Source organism: Candidatus Thioglobus sp. NP1 (genome assembly GCF_003326015.1).
Classification (GTDB): domain Bacteria; phylum Pseudomonadota; class Gammaproteobacteria; order PS1; family Pseudothioglobaceae; genus Pseudothioglobus; species Pseudothioglobus singularis_A.
The window spans coordinates 597,618-617,528 of record NZ_CP023860.1 but is presented as its reverse complement, the minus strand read 5'-3'; the positions used below and the strand labels follow the sequence as shown (position 1 = coordinate 617,528).

The 19,911-nt window shown below is 33.5% G+C and carries 21 protein-coding genes; 5 read left to right on the top strand and 16 right to left on the bottom strand.

Annotated features, from left to right (window positions below; all coding sequences use genetic code 11):
* Positions 1-2 precede the first annotated feature (2 nt).
* From pseB to CRN91_RS03130, 14 genes are all read right to left on the bottom strand, one after another.
* Positions 3-1,004 (bottom strand): UDP-N-acetylglucosamine 4,6-dehydratase (inverting), encoded by a 1,002-nt coding sequence (gene pseB, locus CRN91_RS03200; RefSeq protein WP_114115004.1) that lies wholly within the window; start codon positions 1,002-1,004, stop codon positions 3-5.
* Positions 1,005-1,385: 381 nt separating this feature from the next.
* Positions 1,386-2,108, bottom strand: a complete 723-nt coding sequence (locus tag CRN91_RS03190; protein WP_254424973.1) for a HisA/HisF-related TIM barrel protein — start codon at positions 2,106-2,108, stop codon at positions 1,386-1,388.
* Positions 2,109-2,192: 84 nt separating this feature from the next.
* Entirely contained in the window at positions 2,193-2,819 is a 627-nt protein-coding gene (gene hisH, locus CRN91_RS03185) for an imidazole glycerol phosphate synthase subunit HisH (RefSeq protein ID WP_114115001.1), read from the bottom strand.
* On the bottom strand, positions 2,819-3,940 hold the full coding sequence (locus tag CRN91_RS03180; RefSeq protein WP_114115000.1) for an N-acetyl sugar amidotransferase: 1,122 nt from the start codon (positions 3,938-3,940) through the stop codon (positions 2,819-2,821). Before CRN91_RS03180 ends, hisH begins: the two co-directional genes overlap by 1 nt.
* Positions 3,941-4,024: 84 nt before the next feature.
* Positions 4,025-4,783: an oxidoreductase gene (locus CRN91_RS03175; protein ID WP_114114999.1), complete on the bottom strand. Its 759-nt coding sequence runs from the start codon at positions 4,781-4,783 to the stop codon at positions 4,025-4,027.
* Entirely contained in the window at positions 4,776-5,474 is a 699-nt protein-coding gene (locus CRN91_RS03170; RefSeq protein WP_114114998.1) for an acylneuraminate cytidylyltransferase family protein, read from the bottom strand. Before CRN91_RS03170 ends, CRN91_RS03175 begins: the two co-directional genes overlap by 8 nt.
* Positions 5,471-6,460 (bottom strand): Gfo/Idh/MocA family protein, encoded by a 990-nt coding sequence (locus tag CRN91_RS03165; RefSeq protein ID WP_114114997.1) that lies wholly within the window; start codon positions 6,458-6,460, stop codon positions 5,471-5,473. Before CRN91_RS03165 ends, CRN91_RS03170 begins: the two co-directional genes overlap by 4 nt.
* Positions 6,460-7,506, bottom strand: coding sequence for a nucleotidyltransferase family protein (locus tag CRN91_RS03160; protein ID WP_114114996.1), 1,047 nt, complete (start codon positions 7,504-7,506; stop codon positions 6,460-6,462). The genes CRN91_RS03165 and CRN91_RS03160 overlap by 1 nt, the downstream gene beginning before the upstream one ends.
* Positions 7,507-7,541: 35 nt before the next feature.
* Positions 7,542-8,699, bottom strand: a complete 1,158-nt coding sequence (gene neuC / locus CRN91_RS03155) for a UDP-N-acetylglucosamine 2-epimerase (protein WP_114114995.1) — start codon at positions 8,697-8,699, stop codon at positions 7,542-7,544.
* Positions 8,696-9,691, bottom strand: a complete 996-nt coding sequence (gene neuB / locus CRN91_RS03150) for an N-acetylneuraminate synthase (RefSeq protein WP_114114994.1) — start codon at positions 9,689-9,691, stop codon at positions 8,696-8,698. The genes neuC and neuB overlap by 4 nt, the downstream gene beginning before the upstream one ends.
* Complete coding sequence (locus tag CRN91_RS03145; protein ID WP_371412781.1) at positions 9,688-10,269, bottom strand: NeuD/PglB/VioB family sugar acetyltransferase; 582 nt, start codon at positions 10,267-10,269, stop codon at positions 9,688-9,690. Before CRN91_RS03145 ends, neuB begins: the two co-directional genes overlap by 4 nt.
* A complete protein-coding gene (locus CRN91_RS03140) occupies positions 10,263-11,402 on the bottom strand; it encodes a LegC family aminotransferase (protein ID WP_114114992.1) in 1,140 nt (379 codons plus the stop codon). The genes CRN91_RS03145 and CRN91_RS03140 overlap by 7 nt, the downstream gene beginning before the upstream one ends.
* Positions 11,402-12,592, bottom strand: coding sequence for a UDP-N-acetylglucosamine 4,6-dehydratase (locus tag CRN91_RS03135; protein ID WP_114114991.1), 1,191 nt, complete (start codon positions 12,590-12,592; stop codon positions 11,402-11,404). Before CRN91_RS03135 ends, CRN91_RS03140 begins: the two co-directional genes overlap by 1 nt.
* Positions 12,593-12,668: 76 nt before the next feature.
* Positions 12,669-14,369 carry an ABC transporter ATP-binding protein gene (locus CRN91_RS03130; protein WP_114114990.1) on the bottom strand — a complete coding sequence of 567 codons (1,701 nt, stop codon included), beginning with the start codon at positions 14,367-14,369 and terminating at the stop codon, positions 12,669-12,671.
* Positions 14,370-14,562: 193 nt separating this feature from the next.
* On the opposite strand from CRN91_RS03130, the gene gmhB reads away from it, so the two are divergent.
* On the top strand, positions 14,563-15,090 hold the full coding sequence (gene gmhB / locus CRN91_RS03125) for a D-glycero-beta-D-manno-heptose 1,7-bisphosphate 7-phosphatase (RefSeq protein WP_114114989.1): 528 nt from the start codon (positions 14,563-14,565) through the stop codon (positions 15,088-15,090).
* A 57-nt stretch (positions 15,091-15,147) separates the two neighbouring features.
* On the opposite strand, the gene CRN91_RS03120 is transcribed toward gmhB, so the two are convergent.
* Positions 15,148-15,486, bottom strand: a complete 339-nt coding sequence (locus tag CRN91_RS03120) for a MarR family EPS-associated transcriptional regulator (RefSeq protein WP_114114988.1) — start codon at positions 15,484-15,486, stop codon at positions 15,148-15,150.
* Between the two features lie 382 nt (positions 15,487-15,868).
* Between CRN91_RS03120 and CRN91_RS03115 the strand changes: the two genes are divergently transcribed.
* The 4 genes from CRN91_RS03115 to CRN91_RS03100 are packed head-to-tail and all read left to right on the top strand — an operon-like array spanning position 15,869 to position 18,397.
* Entirely contained in the window at positions 15,869-16,579 is a 711-nt protein-coding gene (locus CRN91_RS03115) for a glycosyltransferase (RefSeq protein ID WP_254424965.1), read from the top strand.
* A gap of 15 nt (positions 16,580-16,594) precedes the next feature.
* Entirely contained in the window at positions 16,595-17,353 is a 759-nt protein-coding gene (locus CRN91_RS03110) for an SAM-dependent methyltransferase (protein ID WP_114114986.1), read from the top strand.
* Positions 17,343-17,612: a hypothetical protein gene (locus tag CRN91_RS03105; RefSeq protein ID WP_114114985.1), complete on the top strand. Its 270-nt coding sequence runs from the start codon at positions 17,343-17,345 to the stop codon at positions 17,610-17,612. Before CRN91_RS03110 ends, CRN91_RS03105 begins: the two co-directional genes overlap by 11 nt.
* The gene (locus CRN91_RS03100; RefSeq protein WP_114114984.1) at positions 17,609-18,397 is read left to right on the top strand and encodes a glycosyltransferase family 25 protein; all 789 of its coding nucleotides are present in this window, start codon (positions 17,609-17,611) and stop codon (positions 18,395-18,397) included. Before CRN91_RS03105 ends, CRN91_RS03100 begins: the two co-directional genes overlap by 4 nt.
* Before the next feature lie 21 nt (positions 18,398-18,418).
* Here the strand turns inward: CRN91_RS03100 and CRN91_RS03095 are convergent, their stop codons facing one another.
* Positions 18,419-19,822 carry an O-antigen ligase family protein gene (locus CRN91_RS03095; RefSeq protein ID WP_217351061.1) on the bottom strand — a complete coding sequence of 468 codons (1,404 nt, stop codon included), beginning with the start codon at positions 19,820-19,822 and terminating at the stop codon, positions 18,419-18,421.
* Positions 19,823-19,911: the final 89 nt, after the last annotated feature.

The following is a 19,911-nucleotide window of genomic DNA, read 5'->3' as shown; positions in this document are numbered from 1 at the left end:
GCCTAAGAAAAATCCACATCATCAACCATTTTTAAAAACTCTTCTTTTAGTAGCCACTCATTATTTGTTCCAGAATTATATTCATGGCCCTGTTTAACAGTCTTTCCAATCTCTCCAAGAGGATTTTTTGTAAAATCAACTTCGTGATTAAATTGAATCGAGGGGGAAATTACATAATGATCATTGAACTCTAGAGTTAAGTGACTATCATCAGAAGGGCACATTATTTCATGTAGCTTCTCACCTGGTCTAATACCGACAATCTTGTGACTCAAGTCTGAAGCCATTGCCTTAGCAAGTTCAGTTACGCGCATAGATGGAATTTTAGGAATAAAGATTTCACCACCCTGCATTCTCTCAAAATCTTTTAATACAAACTCAACACCCGCACGCAATGTAATCATAAATCGCGTCATATCAGCATGAGTTATAGGTAACTTAGTAGCGCCCTCAGAAATTAATTTTTGAAAAAATGGAACTACTGAGCCTCGAGACCCCACAACATTACCATAACGAACTACTGAAAATCGAACCTCTTTAAGACCAACCATATTATTAGCCGAAACAAACAATTTATCCGAAGCTAATTTTGTTGCGCCGTACAAATTAATTGGATTAGCAGCTTTATCAGTCGAAAGTGCAATAACTTTCTTTACATTGTTTTTTATTGATGCCTTAATAACGTTTTCAGCACCATAGATATTTGTTTTGATGCACTCCATGGGATTGTACTCAGAAGCCGGAACCTGTTTCATTGCCGCAGCATGAATAACATAATCAACTCCCTCCATAGCCTCTTCAACCCTGGATAAATCTCTAACATCGCCAATAAAATAACGCATACATGGATCATTAAATATTTGCTGCATTTCGAACTGCTTTAATTCGTCTCTCGAAAAAATAATTATTTTTTTAGGCTTGTATCTTTCAAGAAGAATTTGGGTATATTTTTTCCCGAAAGATCCCGTCCCTCCAGTTATTAGAATAGTAGATTTATTAAACATATTTCTTTAAGCCCTTAATTAAAATTGTTACAATGTTTACTTTTGGGGAGTTGTTTGTTTTTATGAGATTTTCCTTTTAGAAAATCATATTGAGCAACTACACCGTTGGAAATTTTAATACAATCTTTATCTTTACATACCTTATTTATGTTAATTCGTTTAGTTTTAAATATATTTTCTATAGATTTCATAAAATCCAAAGCGCTCATATTCTCTCTTTGAAAAATTTGCATCTATTAAAGATATAATTTTCAAGATAAACTTACCATTTTATTTTTTTGAATATTACAGCCAGAGTATCTTAGTAAATTCATCTTAAAAAAAATTATTATTTATTGTTATTTTCATAGAAACCTATTTTTTAATAGTTTTACATCAAATTTATAAGCAATTTTTGAGATCGGTTGCTAGAGTCAAATCCCATACAGGTAAATTAAAATCCTCATCTAATAATTCTTGGCGACTTTTTTCCAATCCATCTCCAATAAAATTTAATAAATTTGCAGTAGCAACTGCATCAACTCGTTCATCTGCCAATACTTCTAAAAAATGAGAGTATTTTCCAGCACCACCAGCTAATATTACCGGCATAGAAAATAAATCCGGTATTTGCTCTATTAATTCAGTCTTATATCCATGACCCGTCCCATCACGATCTACAGAGTTTAAATACACCTCTCCAATAGGCAGGCTTTCTATATTCTCTAGCCATTTAGTAAGACTAGTATTCTGATTTATACTTCCATTATTAGTCCATACTGTAAATTCTCCATTTATCAATTTAACATCAATTGAAGCTACTATACTTTGTTGTCCAAATTCCCTAGCTATTTCCGCAATAACACCTAAATCTTCAGCGAGTAAGGTATTGATAACAACCTTATCAGCACCAGAATGTAATAATTTACGTGCTTGCTCAAGGTTTCTTATGCTTCCACCTGCCGCAATAGGGACAAAACACTCATCATTCAACAATTGTACATGCTCATAAAATATCTCTTCATTTCGTTCACCACGTGTTACATCTAAAATGATTAGTTCATCAATAGAAAAAGCAATATGTGAAAAATTATAGTTTTTCTTTAACCATTTCATATCGCCCACTTTCTGCAAACGAAAATTTCTACTCAGCATAAAGTTACCATTGTCATACAATAATGTAAAAATTACTCTTTTTTTCAACATGTTCTATAGCTTTAAAAAGTTCTTTAGCAGTATCAATCCATTTGTCTGACTCTTCTCAGGGTGGAACTGTGTGCCACAAATATTGCCTATTTCATATGCAGCTAAAAATTCAACTCCATATTTACATGTCGCATGCCTTCCTTGAAGATCTTCAATCATCATACGATATGAATGAACAAAATAGAAGTCTGAAAAATGAGGTAAATCTTTAAATAAACCTTGTTTTTCATTAATGTATAGTGAGTTAAAACCTACGTGCGGTATTTTCCTTTCAAATACTTCTTTTGATGTAAATCGCTCTACCTTATTAGGAAGTAAGCCTAGACCAGCTGTTTTGCCATTCTCTGCACTATATGAGCCCAGTAATTGCATGCCTAAACAAATTCCTAATATCTTAACTCCTTTATTAGTAACTGCATCAATAATTGCCTCATCTATATTGCGTTTTTTAATAAACTCCATAGCATTTCTAAAAGACCCCACACCTGGAAGAACTAAGATAGATGATTTTAATATCTCTTCGGGATCCGAAACAATTTCTACTTCAGCTCCAAGATATTTAAATGCGCTGACAACTGAGAAAATGTTTCCCATGCCATAATCAACAATTGTGACTTTTGGAATACTCATTATTCAACAAAAAAAGTGGGGCTCCATCGTCCATCAACTTTTTCAAATAAATCTTTGTTAACCCACTTATCTAAAACTGCATCAAATTCATCAATAGTCATCTGATAGTATTTAAGATAAGACTCAATAAATTCTTCAGGGTAAAGGCCATCATATAGCCGAACTAAATTAACACCTTGATCCCTACTCATAGCTCCTCTTCTTATCTCAATACCTACATCTTGATTTGCCCTTCCAAATCCAAATTTTAAATACATCATATATGCATGAAGAGAATATAAGGCCTGATCATTTTGAGAAAAATTTGTAAATGTTCCACTATTTGTTATATCAGATTCTTTTAGACCACAATGCTCTTTAGCAATTAAGTAGTTTTTATATGAATCCCAGGGCTCAAAATAACTCATATGAGTCATAAATAATTTACTATTATCAATATCTTTAGAATTTGGAAGCGAGAACCAAAAAAGTTCTTTTTTGCTTAATCCAGACTTTTTGATTATTTTCTCATAACCACCCTCAAAATATGCTCTTACCATATACTCTAAATCAAAAATAGCGGTATATTTATTTTCAGTAGAGCCTCCATACTCAACCTCTCCATCTTCGCCATAAAATATAAGCGGAATGTCATACTTTAGTGCAACATTCGTTACTACACTAAAAATAGATATAAGCCAGCCATAATAAGGAAAGCCCATATCAATAAAACCAATTTTATTTAAAGCATTCATTGATTTATCATTGGCAGTAACATGAATATGGTCAAAACCACTTTCAACAAAATTAGAAATATTTTCTTTTCCTAGATCTAATTCCAAAGGTGGACGAGAAGTAACAGTAAGTGGATTCATTCCATATTTGTGTTTTAGAGTATGTGCAACATATGAACCATCTTTACCTCCACTAACAGGAACAATGCAATCAAAACCACCGTCATTTTTTCGATACTTATCAAGAAGATTCTTTAATTCTTGTTCTCTTAATGACCAATCTAATTCCTTTTTTTCTTCCATCCATTGGCAAGCATTGCACCAACCTTTATTATCAAAATTTATTCTTGGTCTGGTAGACATGTTTAAACAGTTCTTACACCAAAATATATCTTTATTATTTTGCATATGGAATATAAGTTATTAATTTAAGTTAGGAATAAAGTCACGTATATAAAATTAAGACTTGACAAGGAAATAATGAGAATAGCTTTATAAAGTCCATCCATCATCAACTATAATGTTTTGGCCGTTAACGAACATAGACATGTTTGATAATAAGTAAATTAGAGCTCCGTTTAAATCTTGAGGATCCATCATTCCTTTGCTGACGCATGAAGAATTATACTTTTCTAAGAAAACGTCTGGTTGATTATCTAAAATACCTCCAGGGCTGATGCAATTTACTTTAATATTTTGATTTTTACAATACTTTGCAAGATACTTTGTTATAGATATAATCCCAGATTTTATTGCACTATACTCAATAGGAGAAACCATTTTAGTGCCTTCATAATGTTCAAATTTAGGGGTTGATACACCTTGGATTGACGACACATGAACCAAATTACCATATCCCTGCTCCCTATAAAATAAAATCAATCGTTGAGAAAATAGTATAGCACCGCCTAATTGATCAAATAAGTCATTTTTCAGCCCTTCTGCCTTTAAGTCTTCAAACTTAGCACCCCACTGTTGTGAGCGAGGATAAGCACAATGAATTGCAGAATCAATTTTTCCAAAATGATTCTTACCATTCTCTAAAAATTTATCGATAGAATGAGGTTCTGATGAGTTTAGCTCTAAAAAATAAGCATTTTCTTGACCTAGTTCATTTTGAAAACTAACTCCTTGTTTAGCATTTAAATCTCCAATTAATACCTTACCTTTATTTTTAATAATTTCTTTACAGAAAGCTTTTCCAATAAGCCCTAAACCACCAGTAACTGCAACTATATCTCCATTAAGCATCTGTATTCCCCCGATCTGCTTTCATTAGTAATTCTGCCATTTTGAAATCTATTTCATCATCAATATCAACTGCACGATTCTTTGGAATAATGGCTGCCTTAACACGACCATCAAAAATCTTATTATTATTCTTTATGAAATTTGGTCTTGTAACATATGCTACTGTAGTCATATCATATATTTCAGGAACATCCTGTCTTCTTGAATATACCTTTTTACTATCAATTAGTAATTTAATATAATTTCCATCTTTTTTCACCATATTGAAGTATGGACTTCTTGAGGATTCAGAAATTGTTACAACTATATCAGTTTGCTTATCCAATGAATCTATGCACTTTATAACATCATTTTTATTTCTCAATGGCGCTGTGGTAGGTAAAGAGACAAAGCAGTCAAAAAATTCACCTCTTTTCTCTAGCCAGCTTACAGAGTGCGCCCATGACATCCATTCTGGCGAGTTATCCTGAGCAAGGTTACTTGGGCGATTTATAACTTCTGCACCATACTTAATAGCGACTTCTGCAATTTCTGAGCTATCCGTAGAAACAAATATTCGAGATATTTCATCAATATTTTTAGCAGTCATTATTGAGTGTGCAAGAAGTGGTTTACCATCTAAATTTAGAAGATTTTTACCTGGTAGACCCTTAGAACCTCCCCTGGCGAATATAAATGCAAATATTTTCATAGAAATACCTTAGTACTATTTTTTGATGCTTCTCGAGCAGCATCAATTAATTTTAAAGTCTTTATACCATCCATAATTGAAACATGAGGTTTAGCACCATTTTCTATACATTCAATAAATTGCTTTAACTGTTTTTTATATTTATCATCTCTCTTGCTAGTGTAATCAAACTCTTGTTCTTCGCTATTAATCGGTTTCCATATCACCTTTTTCTTAACTGCGTTCCAGGTCATCTCACCTTCTGTTGTTATAACTGAGCATTCCCTTTTTACATGACGACGATTAAAATCAATTTGTACTAAAATAGGATATCCTTGTTCACTTTTTATCAATAAATCAGCCTGATCTTCAACATTAATATCTAATGCCATACTATTTATTATTTGTGCCTGTATATTAATTGGTTTTCCAAAAAACCAATGTAGATAATCTATTTCGTGGCTCAATTCTAATAATACACCACCGCCTAACTCTGATAATGCAGAAACAGTTTTTCGGTAATCTTGATCTGGCCTCCAGTCAGGAAGATATGATCCACATTCAATTCTAGCATGAAGTATTTTTCCAATTTTATTATCAGTCAACCATTCCTTAAATTTCCTCGCCCCTATATCATATCGAAGGACATACCCCACCATAGCAACAATATTATGATCTTTTTGAGCCTTTAGCAACTCTTCCACTCCGTCTATAGAATGGGATAACGGCTTCTCAATAAACAAGTGCACACCATGTTTTGCAAATTCTATTGATTGTTGAAGATGAAAAGTTGCTGGTGAAGATATGATAGCCGCCTCAACACCAAACTTTATAGCCTCACTAACAGAAGAAAATATTTTTGAAGCGAGTTTCTCATCTTTAGAATATGGACCATTTCCAGATCGAACAACAACAACTTCAATATCTGGTCTTAATTCAGAAATCAGCCTGAGATGCCTCCTGCCAATACTGCCCAACCCTATAATTGCGAGCTTACTAACTTTCATTATTTTAATAACTCAATATCTTGATTTGCTTTTTTAAACTCATCCATTCTTCCAACATCTAACCAATATTCCCTAACTGGAAATGAAACAACCTTGCGCTTACTAGCAATTATTTTTTCAATCAATGTTGGCATATCATAAAATTCATCATTCGGAATTAAATCAATACATTCTGGCTCTAATAAATAAATACCAGCATTTACAAAAAAACTATGGACTGGCTTCTCTTCAATGGAAACAATGTCTTCATTGTTTATATTAACCACTCCATAAGGGACTTGAAAATCATACTCTCGAACGCACATTGTTGCCTTAGAATTGTGAGATTCGTGAAATTCTAACATTTGCTCATAATTAAAATTTGTTAGCAGATCTCCATTCATTACAAAGAATGCTTCCTTTGGCTTTTGCTTTAACAAAGTCAAGGCCCCTACAGTACCCATTGCCTTATCTTCTGAAATATATTCAATTTCTACTCCAAATTTACTCCCATCCTGAAAAAAATCTTGTATTACATTTGATTTATAGCCTAAACACATTGTAATATTGGTAAAGCCACTCTTAACAAACCCCTCAACAATTGTCAATAGGATTGGTTTACCGCCAACCTCTAACATTGGTTTTGGCGTATTTTCCGTTAATGGCCTCAAGCGAGTCCCTAGACCACCCACCATTAGCACTACAGTATTTTTATACTGCATTGTTGATAAATTTTCATCTAGAACAAATAAGTCAACTATCTTTTTATTTTTATCAATTATTGGAATTTGACTAATTTTATGTTTTGCAATTAAGTTTAATAATGTATCTCTAGAATCATTTTCATTTGCACAAACGGGATTTTTATAATAAATGTCCTCAATAGAATGCTCTAATGTCTTTTTTTTCAAAAGCCCTCGACGTACATCTCCATCACTTAAAGTTCCCAATAAATGATTATTCTTATCAACAATTAAAGCAATTTTAACCGCGCCATTGTCTATCAGCTTTAGAGCGTCTTTAATAGTTGCGTTAGAACTTAACGAAATTTCTAATATATTAATCATAAGGCCTCTTTAGTAATTTCAACAAATTAAGTACTTTAAATATCATGGAAGGGTTTTTTTATAATATTGTGAAGATTTATACTTTTTATTATATTTACAATTTCTTTACTTGCACCGCCTTTGCCATAAGCATTCTCAACTTGATCAAGAGTATTTTGAAACTCTTCAGAGTACATTTTATTAAATGCACTGTCAATATTCCTTTTCTTTGGCAAGCAACTAATCACACTATCTGTTTTAATGCGTCCTTTTTGTCTATCACCTATATCAATCGTTCCAATTTTAAAGCTTGGTGCTTCAATCAAGCCACTTGAGCTGTTGCCCACAACAGCATCTATAAATTGCAAAGCACTAAGATAATTCAACTGTCCCATTGATGTAAAAGCAATAGTGTTGTCGTGTTTGGCAACATAATCATCTATCATGGTATTTATAACCCTACCATCGGTGTCTGCATTGGCTTTTGTGAATATTATTTTTGTGTTTTTTAGCTCACTGATAGAGTCTAATAATGCTTGAAATTGCATTCCTGATGTGGATTTTTCAAGCGTCACTGGATGAAATGTAATCAATATATTCTTCTCACCAAGTTCAAAGTTGATAGTGTTTTCAAAATCAGCTTTAGATAACAACTTTAACTTATTAATATTGTCAATTCCTAAACCGCCAACATGAAAAACCTTATCTGGCTGCTCTCCTAACTGAATAATTCTATTTCTATACTCATCAGTAGCAGCGAAATGCAAGTGACTCATTTTAGTTATTGAGTGTCTTATTGACTCATCTATTACACCTTCTGTAACCTCTCCACCATGTAAATGTGCCACAGGTATTTTTGCAATCAGTGCCACGCTTACAGCTGAAAAAATCTCAAAACGGTCGCCTAAAACCACTATCAAGTCTGGTTGTAGCTTGTTAAACACATCTGCAAACCCAATTACCCCTAAACCCATAGATTTACTAATCGCCAACTCTGTATCCGATGTAAGTGATATATCTACTTTTTTATCAATAGTAAAACCATCTTTTTCAATTTGTTGATAAGTATTACCAAACTCTTCAGATAGGTGCATACCAGTTACGACAACTTGCAACACTAAGGCATTATCAACATTAATTTCTTTCATTAGCCAATAGAGCAGACCATATTCTGCTCTTGTGCCTGTAACAACGCAGATTTTTCTTTTTCTCATATCAAGTCATCTGCATTATAATTTTTAAGTGCAGTAGACCCTATAACTTCATCCCACTTCATTGGATTAATGCCATTTCCTGGTCTCTTAACAGTAATATTTTTATCAGTTAATAAATCACCTTTTTTAATATCTTGATTGGCAACTATAGATTTTCTGACAACATTAATATTAACACTCTCACTTGGTGATGGTTTCTTTTTATTGCTACCCAAAGCTATTTCAATATTTCTAATCGCCAACACCATGGCTTTGAGCTCTTTAGGCTCTAATGATGTCTTATGATCGGGGCCATTCATAGTCTGATTCAAAGTAAAATGTTTTTCAATAATACTTGCGCCCATTGCGACAGCGGCTATATCTACTTCAATCCCTATCGTGTGGTCACTATAGCCTACAGCTATATCAAGTTCTTTTTGTATTGTTAACATAGCATTAAGATTTACATCTGCCATCGGAGTTGGGTACATCGTATTAGCATGGAGGGCTGTTATATTTTCTTTCACTGTTCCAGCTCCTATCAAAACAGTTAAGGCATTCTCAATCTCTTGTAATGTTGACATTCCTGTTGATAGCACTACCTTCTTGCCTAATGAACCAATATGCCTTAAATAGGGTAAATTGGTGATCTCACCACTAGGTATTTTAAAAGTTTGCAACCCTAAATCACTCAAGAGATTAATGCTATCATGATCAAATGGTGTAGATAGAAACATAATGCCTTTTTCTTGGCAGTAGACGAGCAATTCTTTATGGGTATTTACATCAAGTTCGAGCTTTTTAATCATATCAAATTGTGACTCTAATGCATCAGTAGTTTTTTTTTGATAATCAGCTTTTTTAGCAGTTTTAGATACTAAATTTTCAGCTTTAAATGTTTGAAACTTGACTGCATCAGCACCAGATTCAACTGCTACATCAATCAGTTTTTTTGCTAATCTTATTGAGCCATTATGATTAACCCCCGCTTCGGCAATAATAAAAACACTCATTTAATAACACTTCCAGCCTTTGCAAAGAAATTATCATTAATCCTAATACCTTCTTTAGTAACAACGCCACTACCAATAAAACTACCATCACCTACGGTAACATCACCATTAATAACTGCGTTGGTAGAAATATGGCAATGATTTCCAATTTTACTTCCATGTTCTACTATTGACTTTGTATTAATAATACAATTATCACCAATTATTGCACTAACACTAACTACCGCATCATGCATAATTACAGAGCCAATTCCAATGCTAGCTTGGTGTGAAATATAAGCTCTTGGAGAAACAATAGTTGGCAAAGTAAATCCTAATTTTATAACTGTATCAAATAATTTAATTCTTGGTAATGGACTTCTTATTTGTCCAATAGTTATTAATGCGTTATTACATTTCTTGATTAAATTATTTAATTCTGAATCATTGCCAATAATTTGATATCCTAGTACATTTTTTCCGAGCAATTCTGGTTTGTCTATTATTCCAATAATATTAAATCGACCTTCCTGCTCTATGACATCTATAACAGCCCTACAATGGCCACCGCCACCAATTAAAATAATATCCTTCACAATATTACACTACTAGGTATATTAACAACACGCTCTTCTAGCCACTCTGCATTCGTTAGATTTCCACATTGAGCGTCTTTAAACATTGGTAATTTATTCATTAATGTCCAAATTGGGCGAGTATTAACTCCTTTTGAATTGGTTTCATATAAAAATAAATCACGCTCTTCTTTATCTTGCAAAATAATTGCATTTAACCAGTAATTTGAATGACCATTAGTTGGCTCTTCAACAAATCCATATGGCTTATCTTTAAAAAATTCTTTATATGCCATAGCTACACTTCGTTTACTAGACAAGAAGGTTCCTAAGTTTTCCAATTGAGAGGTCAATAAAGCCGCATTTAAATTTGGCATCCGGTAGTTATAACCTATCATATTGTGAGTATATTCCCATTTATGAGAAACTTTTGCTGTAGTGGTTAAATGCTTAGCTTTTTTTGCTAATATCTCATCATCAGTAATAATACATCCACCTCCACCTCCAGTAATAATTTTATTTCCATTAAAGCTAATCAGACCCATTTGACCATAAGTTCCAGTATGTTTATCTTTGTAAAAACTCCCAATACTCTCAGCGGCATCCTCAATCAAACTTATATAATACTTATCACAAATGTCTTTAATTTCATCAATTCTACAAGGATGTCCGAATGTATGCATTGGAATACATGCCTTAATAATATTTCCAGTGAATTTATTTACACATTGTTGATTCTTGACTATAGCATTTTCATTTAGAAAACCCTCCAGCGCCAACGGAGACATTCCCATAGTGTCTTTATCAACATCAACAAAAATAGGTTTTGCCATGCAATAACTAATTGCATTACAAGTAGCAACAAAGGAGAGCGGTTGAGTAATAACCTCATACCCACTTTCAACCCCTGAAATTAATAATGAAATGTGTAATGCAGAAGTTCCGTTCATTGTTGCAACAGTATATTTAGCGTTTGTAAATTTAGAAATATCCTCTTCAAACCTATCTACAAATTCACCAACAGATGATACAAACGTAGAATCTATACATTCATTTAGATATTTCTTTTCGTTTCCAATAAATCGTGGCTCATGTAAGGGAATAAAATCTTTAGTCTGATATATATCCCGAATAAAATCAATTTCCTTTTCAAACATTACATTTTCCCATCTAAATACTTACCTACATCTTTATAGGAAAATTCTGGAATTAGATTAAAGAACTGCTCCAAAATTTGCGGTTTTGTCCATGATAAACTTGATTTTAAATTATTCATTGAGTTTTCAAAATAGTTGAGCTTCTCATCATCAAACTCAGGAGAATTTTTGATAATTCCTAAATTTTTAAATCTATCCATATCAAGAATTTCTTTATCAGTATAAAATTCTTCAAAATTCTTTTCACCTGTCGTATTACTCTTTGTAAATAAGCAAGGCCATTTCCCCTTCTCTGGAAGAGTCTTGATTAATTTTCTAGCTTCATCCTCTGTTTCACACAAATAAGGCTCAAATCCATTATTTTTTAGATATTTAACTGCAATATCAGAAAATGAAATTAAGTGCAATGCCTTAGTCAACTTTGGAAAGAATATATCTCTATTCTCACCAAAAATACAACTCATTAAACAAAGCTCTCCACTCTCTTGAGGAGTAACAAAATATCGCCTAATATCGTTAGGAGCGGCAATTGGTTGTATCTTTTCAATTCTTTGATTAAATCCATGTAATAGAGACCCATCACTAAATGCAACATTTGCAAATCGAGCAGTAGATACATTAATATCTAAAGATCTGCGCATTAAAAACATTTCCATAATACGCTTGCTGGCACCCATCATATTGATTGGATTTGCAGCCTTGTCAGTACTTACACAAAAGTATTTCTTTGTTCCATTATCAATGGATTGTTTTATAGTTTTATCAGTATTAAAAATATTGACATCAATCATTCTCATCAAAGTAAAGGGATCCTCTTCACTGCGAACATGTTTAAGTGCTGTTAAATTAAGCACATAATCATATTTTCCATCAGATTCTATAAAGGCATCGTATTCAACGGATCCTATATCTAAAGCAAATGTCCTAAAATCAACATCGCAATAACCAAATGAACTTCTGATATCCCTCACTAACTCAGTAAGATTATTTTCATTAATATCAACTGCATGAAGTTTTTTTGGCTTTCTCTTAAAAATCTCCTTAGTCACTGCCTGACCTATTGAGCCAGCAGCTCCAAGTACAAGAAAGGTGGAGTTTGATACAGCATCTGTCAAATATCTTGAATGACAAATAATGTCTTCAGAAAATAATAATTCGCTCCTATCAATTAACTCAAGTATTTTGTTCATTATCAAAAAGAAATTAAGGACTCATTACACATCAATAGAAAGAAATAATCCAAAATTTCTCATCCACAACATACTGTTAGTCATTAGAAGCATTTACCATATCTTGATATGATCCTTCATGTAATAAATTATCTTTATCGAATTGTAATATCCTATCACATCCCTTTAGTGTCGTTAATCTATGCGCAATAATTAAGATAGTTAACCGCCCTCCCAATCCTTCAATTGCCTTCATTACTTCCTGTTCAGTTGAACTATCCAAGGCACTAGTAGCTTCATCAAATATTAGTACATCTGCTTTTTTATATAATGCTCTAGCAATATTAATTCTTTGGCGTTGTCCACCAGAAAGGCGAACTCCTCGTTCACCAACCAGGGTTTGGTAGCCGTCTTTCAAGTCTGCAATCATATCTTCAATTTGTGCTTGTTTGGCTGCTTTTTTAACTCGTTGATGGTCAATCTTCTCAATCGGGATTCCAAAGGCAATATTCTCTTCTATGGTGCTATCTGAAAGATAAATATTTTGTGGAACGTGAGCAATATGCGCTTGCCATGCCCTTTGGTTCTGACTGTTGATTGGTTTTTGATCAATTGTCAATTTGCCATCAGTTGGTGGAAGAAGTCCCATAATAATATCTAGTAATGTACTTTTACCACTACCGGTAACCCCCATAAATCCTATTCGCTCTCCTTTAACAATAGATAAATTAATATTTTCCAACACCAAAGGGGTTTCTTTTATATATCGAAAACTAAGGTTTGTTAATTTAATTTCTCTTTCAAATGAGATTGGAGCGGGTGATGATTGATTTACATATTCTGGTAGTGGCTGTTCTAAAAAATCCAATACATCTTTAAGAGAAGCTTCCACCCCTCTTATTGAACTAAATGAGGCGTAAGCCTGTTGAAGTGCAGGGAGAAGTCTTTGAGCACCTAGAGCTAATGCACCTAATATAGGAATCGCTGTTGCTATGCCACCTTCTTTCTGGCTCATTATATAGGCAATCACAGCGATTAAGGTCATTCCAACTGCCTCTAATACGAATCGAGGACCTCCGCCAATAAATGCGTTATTTCCTGATGCACGACGTAGTGGAAGATCGGCACTTCGATAAAGCTGAGAGTAGAACTCTTGACTGTTATCAATAAGAACATCGCGAATTCCACCTAAACCTTCTTGTAATGACTTTACCAGCTGAGTAGATTTATCAGCAATAATCTTACTATTCTCTTTGAGTTGTTTACCACTGTAGCGAATAATCCCCAAGTATAACAAACCAATCCCAATAAAAACTGATAGTGCTACGATAGTATCAATTACTAATAGGGCTGCCATAATACTTATGATCAGAATAGTTGCACTGATAAATTGTACGACTGGCATGATAACTGATGAAATCACAGTAGAAGATTTATTGAGGATGCCGTTGATTACCTCACTACTATTCCGTGACACATGAATTGCATACTCTTGGTAAAGAGTAAGATTATAAATTTTAAAGCCAAGATCTGCGCCTGTTGCATATGTTAATCTAGTTATTACGTAGAGCAAGAGAAGACGGATTGAGCCTGCTAGCACTGCTGCAATCATAAACAATAGAGTTAATGGCAATACAAGTTGGCTAGGTTTACTCAACTCCAGAGTTTGGATTAGTGGCTGCATGAGTGGGTGCTGGTAAACCTGCTCTGGTGCAGTTAAAACTCCGAGAAATGGCAATACTGCACCCACACTCACAACCTCTACTAAAGATGCGACAAATATCAAAATCAATAGCATCAAGTACTGCTTTTTACGACGACTGCTCAGGTGATTAAAGAGTTTTTTTAATGACGAGTTCTGCACAATTCGATTAGTATTTGACTTTAAATTGAATGTTTTTCTTCATTTTTGGTAATTATGACAACAGAAAGGTGATTGTGCATCTTAAATAATTTATATCAATTTCAATTAATTATACTTATTCTTTATTATGACTATTAAAACTATCTTTCTAGATCGTGATGGCGTTATCAACAAAGAAGTAAACTACATACACAATATTGATGATTTTGAATTTATTGATGGTGTTTTTGAAGCCTGTAGAAACTTTCAGAAACTAGGTTATGAAATTATTATAATTACCAATCAATCAGGTATTGCGAGAGGTTATTTCACTGAGTTCGATTACCAATTGATCACTAAGTGGATGTTAGATCAATTTGAAGAAAGAAATGTCAAGATTCTAGATGTTTTTCATTGTCCACACGGTCCAGATTCTTCTTGCAATTGCAGAAAGCCAAAACCAGGGATGCTTCTAAAAGCCATTAATCAATATGGTATTGATATGAAAAGATCTTGGATGATTGGTGATAAAGATGTCTATATTAAAGCGGCTAATGCTGCCAACATTCAAAATACAATTATGGTGAAAAGTGGACATCCAATCGATCTAAAAAATTCAAAGGCTAAGCATGTACTTGATTCTATTAAGCAAGTTAAAGCAGTGATTCAAAATTAAAGATTATAGTTCTTTAATCATAATTAAATAAATTTGATATGGATTTGATAATGGCTATTATCTCCTTTCATTAGGCATTTCTTCGGATTCAAGTTTTAGCGCATTAATCTCTTTTTTTAGTATTTCATACTCAACAATCTTTCTCTTAAGAAAGGAAAAAGTCAGCCTTGACTTCTCTTCGATTCCGCTAGGGGTAAGGAGGTATGCATAGCCTATTTTGCTTGGATTATTAGTAAAGTTTGTTAGTTTTATTAATCCCTTCTCAGTCAGTTTTTTTATGCAGTAGTTTATCTTACCCAGGCTCACACCCATCTCCCTAGAGAGCTCTCTTTGAGTGTACTGAGGGTTTGATTCTAGTCTACGAAGTAGATCAAGACGTATATCTTGGTTATTCATTAGTGAAGAAAAAAATGGAAGTTAAATATTAGGCACGCTACCGCCATATCTTGCAAATATATTTTTACAAAAAAAGCTACATAAAACCTAATTCTATCATAACTATTGACTCATGTTCAACAATTGAACAACTTTACTTATCTTCACAGCACAGGGTAATCTTAAAATATATTGGTGAGTAAGTTTTATGGCTAGTGCTTTTTTGTTTCTTAGTTATGCTCTATAATGAAACATAGTTCTTATGCAGGCAGATACATACTAATGCTGGCTTTAATCTATAAACTTATTCTTTTACTTTTACTTTTGGTATAAGCTTTATTGTTAGATACTCTTATTACAATGTACAGCTCTTAATTTTGATCAACCTATGAATATTATTTGTATGAAATGGGGCAGTAAATTCTCTCCAGAATATGTAAACCGTCTATATGCAATGGTGTCTCGAAATATGGCTTCCAAGTTCAGATTTGTCTGCTTCACTGAAAATAGTGAAGGCATTCGGTCCGAAGTAGAGATACAAGACCTCCCTGAGCTAGAGCTTCCAGCTGGATCGCCTGAGCGCGGCTGGAGGAAGCTCACTGTATTTAAAGAAAACTTTGGCGGTCTCTCTGGGACAACGCTATTTCTTGACTTGGACGTCGTAATTGTCGGAAAATTGGATGTATTCTTTAGTCAGCCTGGTGATTTTTTAATTGCACACGACAAAAAGAATTCAAACAATAGGGAGGGAAACTCCTCAGTATTTCGATTTGAGATTGGAAAATACGCGCACATACTTAACTACTTTGAGAAGAACTCTGAACAAGTAAAAAATGAGTTGCGCCACGAGCAGGCCTATTTATCACGCGAAATTGATAAACTAGGTAAACTAGAGTATTGGCCAGATAATTGGGTCCCTAGCTTTAAGTATCAATGCTGCCCTTCCTGGCTTAAATCTTGGTTCATTGCACCATCAGTACCTTTAGGGGCTAAAATTATCCTGTTTCATGGCCTGCCCAATCCGCCTGAAGCAATTTTAGGGCGGAGTGGTAAATGGTATCGACACATTCAGCCATCCCCATGGATTAAAGACTACTGGACAACTAATGAGTAAAACAAAAATTGAATTATGAATAGGAATCCATTGTTAAAATTTTTTGTAAAAGAATACCGCAAGAAGATTGCCAAGCAATTATTCATTGAGGCAAATGGCGTCGTTAAAAGAGGTCTATTTGAAGGTATGCATCTTGGTAAAGAAATTCACTGGGGAAAAGCCGATGTAGCGTCAAAAATTTTTGGCTTCTACGAATCTGAGATTGTAGAATTTATCAAAGATAAACACTATGAATCGCTTGTGAATCTTGGTGCCGCCGATGGCTATTACCCAATCGGGATGCTAATGCAAAAGATGATAAGACATGCTTATTGCTTTGAGGAAAACCCACTTGGAGCAAAATACATCAATGCGAATGCGAAATTAAATCGCCTAGACGACTCTATTAGCATATATGGTAGAGCAGATTCACAATTTTACAAGCAGCTTCCTGAAGGCATTTTTGGTCAGAATAATTTAGTATTGTGTGATATTGAGGGTGGTGAGTTTGACTTGTTTACTGATGAAGTTATTGGCGCTTTTAGTCAATCTAGTTTTATTATTGAAATACACGACTTTAAATTTGACGATGGTAAAAAGAGGAGGCAGAAACTTATTGATGCCTTTAAAAACTTTGATATTGAGATGGTAAAATCTAAGCCAAAACAGTGGTCAAATATAGATCAAATTACAGAACTGGGTGATAATGATAGGGCTCTAGTTTGTTCTGAAGGTCGCCGTGTTCTTGGAGAGTGGCTAGTTGCAATACCTAGGAAAACTGATTATGGGACGTAGAAATAAATCACGATTTGAAAGATGGTTTTCTTTGGGTCAGCAAAAGATGCGCGCTAGTGCAAAAAAATTATCAAACCAAATATCGACCGACTTTAGCAATCAGAAACAAATAATTATTAGTGGGATTAAAATTCAATATACTCATGACAGCTCTAACTCTTTAGCTGAATATTTGGAGGCACTCAGAGTTGACTACTTTATTACTAATTATGATAGCTATGTAAATGATAATGAAGCGAAACTGGATGGTGATAATTGAATATCTTTATTATTAATTTATCTGATGCAGTTGAGCGTCGTGAGTTTCAAAAACAACAATTATTTCAATTAGGGTTAGAGTATAAATTTTTAAACGCAGTGTCTATAGATGATATTAGTAGCGAAATATACAAAAAACACTACTATGATTGGCAACGCCCACTCCGCAATACTGAGGTTGCTTGCTATTTTTCACATAAATTGGCTTGGGATAAAATAATAAAGACTGATCAACCTGCGCTAATTTTAGAAGATGACGCGCTGCTATCAAAATGCGTACCTGAACTACTTAAATCATTTACAAATAAACAAAACGTGGATTATATTAATTTCGAAGCTTCTGGTAGGAAAAAAATTATCTCTAAAGTTGGCGAATGTATTGCATGCAATTCAAAACTATTCAGGCTTTATCAGGATAGATCTGGGGCAGCTGGTTATATTTTATGGCCATCAGGTGCAAAAAAATTACTACAATATGAGAGAGAGAACGGAATTTCCCTTGCTGACGCGCAAATTGCTCATTGTAATACTTTGGTGTGTTATCAACTTGAGCCAGTCCAAATTATCCAAATAGCTCAATGCAAACATTATGATATACCTAATATTTACTCAGATGAAATAAAAATTTCAACAGTAAGTCACCCTAATAACCCTAAAGGACATCCAATCTTTTGGATTAAAAGAATTAAAGCACAAGTCAAGTTAGGCGTTTACATATTATCATTGATTACAAAATCAAAAAGAAGGTATATAAAACTCAATAAAGAAAGTTTTTATAAAAAGTAGAGTACATTTGTTAAAGTAAAACTAATCTTTTGTATCTTTAAGTAACAAAAATCCTAAGAAAAATACAACAAAGCTTCGCATTACACTATGAGTGTATATGCTGTCTGTAATAGCAAACACAGATATAGCAATAATAAACAACACTCCAATTGCATTTCTAGTGAAACCCTCATAATCTCTCAGTCGTATAAAAAATATAATCAAAGGAAAAAATAGCAATGCCAACAATGCCAATAAGCCCAGAATACCAAAGCCAACTAGGGAATTAATATAGTCATTGTGTAACATTTTTTGGTCCTTAGTAAATGCTTGAGCATAACTGGTAAGAAATTTTTCTTGTTTAGGTTCTAGAAGAGCCTCACTCAATCCTTCAAGCGCCTCTATCAATTCTTCTCTGTTTGCAAGTTCTTTTTCATAGCTTGGTACATTGGGATCAAGTGCCTGAGGGCTGCCAAATTCTATTTTATCGGCATTTCCAGAACCTATAGCCTTTAGTATTAATTCACGATCATCAAGTTTTTCAAGGTCGCACTTAGAAAAAGGTTTACAATTTGAAAGTTCTACAAGTATGTCAATCAATTCCTCTCTGTTTGCAAGTTCTTTTTCATAGCTTGGTACATTGGGATCAAGCGCCTGAGGGCCACCAAATTCTATTTTATTGGCATTTCCAGAACCTATAGCCTTTAGTATTAATTCACCATCAGTTAGTTTTTCAAGGTCGCTCTTGGTAAGAGCGTATACATGACGACTAACTTCCTGGCCAGTATTTTGATATCCATAACCAATAATCGGTTTTTGCTTAAAAGCTTTTAAACCACCACTCCACATGGATAACCTTAAAGCTACAGATGTTTGCGAATCGTTATCATTGGAAAAAGTTTTAATTTCATTAAAAGATAGATTAATTTTATTGCTAAATTCTTTGTTAGACATGAAGATAGTTGTTGATAAAGTTAACGCTATTACAATTAATATTAGGCTTTGCTTGGTTATGAGTCCCCGAATAAACCATATAAAAATAGTAGTACAAGATAATGCTATACATATTACTAATGCGATAAGCGTGCCACTTAAAACTACTGAATATATTGCTAAAGAAAAAATAATAACTGAAAATAATTTTTCTTTATTACTCTGAGTCCAAATATCAATTATGGAAATAAAGCCAAAAAAACCCATAATAAAGCCAAAAATTGTAGGTGAATCAGCTCCTACTTCCGCCCTCTCAACCCCTAAATAAAGATTTCCATAAATAGCATAAACAGCACCAATAAGAACACTTAACTTGATTACCAGAACCATATGTTTCATATCTACATTGCTTTTATAAATAACATATGCTACAAATGGTGCAACTAGAAAATGAATATTTGAGCCAACTCTATCAATGCCTTGGATTGGATTTTCCGATAAGATTACAGACATAACAATAGATAAAAAAAATACTAAAACTAAATAACTATAAATCTTTAATTGATCATGGAAAAAAGGCAATTTACGTTCGCGAATAGAAA

Bases quoted from the DNA above. Each gene is read 5' to 3' on its own strand.
- CRN91_RS03165 (WP_114114997.1), bottom strand. From the start codon at position 6,460: ATGAAAGTTAGTAAGCTCGCAATTATAGGGTTGGGCAGTATTGGCAGG.
- neuB (WP_114114994.1), bottom strand. From the start codon at position 9,691: ATGAGTGTTTTTATTATTGCCGAAGCGGGGGTTAATCATAATGGCTCA.
- CRN91_RS03170 (WP_114114998.1), bottom strand. From the start codon at position 5,474: ATGAAAATATTTGCATTTATATTCGCCAGGGGAGGTTCTAAGGGTCTA.
- neuC (WP_114114995.1), bottom strand. From the start codon at position 8,699: ATGAGAAAAAGAAAAATCTGCGTTGTTACAGGCACAAGAGCAGAATAT.
- CRN91_RS03120 (WP_114114988.1), bottom strand. From the start codon at position 15,486: ATGAATAACCAAGATATACGTCTTGATCTACTTCGTAGACTAGAATCA.
- hisH (WP_114115001.1), bottom strand. From the start codon at position 2,819: ATGAGTATTCCAAAAGTCACAATTGTTGATTATGGCATGGGAAACATT.
- CRN91_RS03110 (WP_114114986.1), top strand. From the start codon at position 16,595: ATGAATAGGAATCCATTGTTAAAATTTTTTGTAAAAGAATACCGCAAG.
- CRN91_RS03095 (WP_217351061.1), bottom strand. From the start codon at position 19,822: ATGTCTGTAATCTTATCGGAAAATCCAATCCAAGGCATTGATAGAGTT.
- gmhB (WP_114114989.1), top strand. From the start codon at position 14,563: ATGACTATTAAAACTATCTTTCTAGATCGTGATGGCGTTATCAACAAA.
- CRN91_RS03135 (WP_114114991.1), bottom strand. From the start codon at position 12,592: ATGAACAAAATACTTGAGTTAATTGATAGGAGCGAATTATTATTTTCT.
- pseB (WP_114115004.1), bottom strand. From the start codon at position 1,004: ATGTTTAATAAATCTACTATTCTAATAACTGGAGGGACGGGATCTTTC.
- CRN91_RS03160 (WP_114114996.1), bottom strand. From the start codon at position 7,506: ATGATTAATATATTAGAAATTTCGTTAAGTTCTAACGCAACTATTAAA.
- CRN91_RS03115 (WP_254424965.1), top strand. From the start codon at position 15,869: ATGAAATGGGGCAGTAAATTCTCTCCAGAATATGTAAACCGTCTATAT.
- CRN91_RS03105 (WP_114114985.1), top strand. From the start codon at position 17,343: ATGGGACGTAGAAATAAATCACGATTTGAAAGATGGTTTTCTTTGGGT.
- CRN91_RS03130 (WP_114114990.1), bottom strand. From the start codon at position 14,369: ATGCTATTGATTTTGATATTTGTCGCATCTTTAGTAGAGGTTGTGAGT.
- CRN91_RS03175 (WP_114114999.1), bottom strand. From the start codon at position 4,783: ATGCTTAATGGAGATATAGTTGCAGTTACTGGTGGTTTAGGGCTTATT.
- CRN91_RS03180 (WP_114115000.1), bottom strand. From the start codon at position 3,940: ATGCAAAATAATAAAGATATATTTTGGTGTAAGAACTGTTTAAACATG.
- CRN91_RS03140 (WP_114114992.1), bottom strand. From the start codon at position 11,402: ATGTTTGAAAAGGAAATTGATTTTATTCGGGATATATATCAGACTAAA.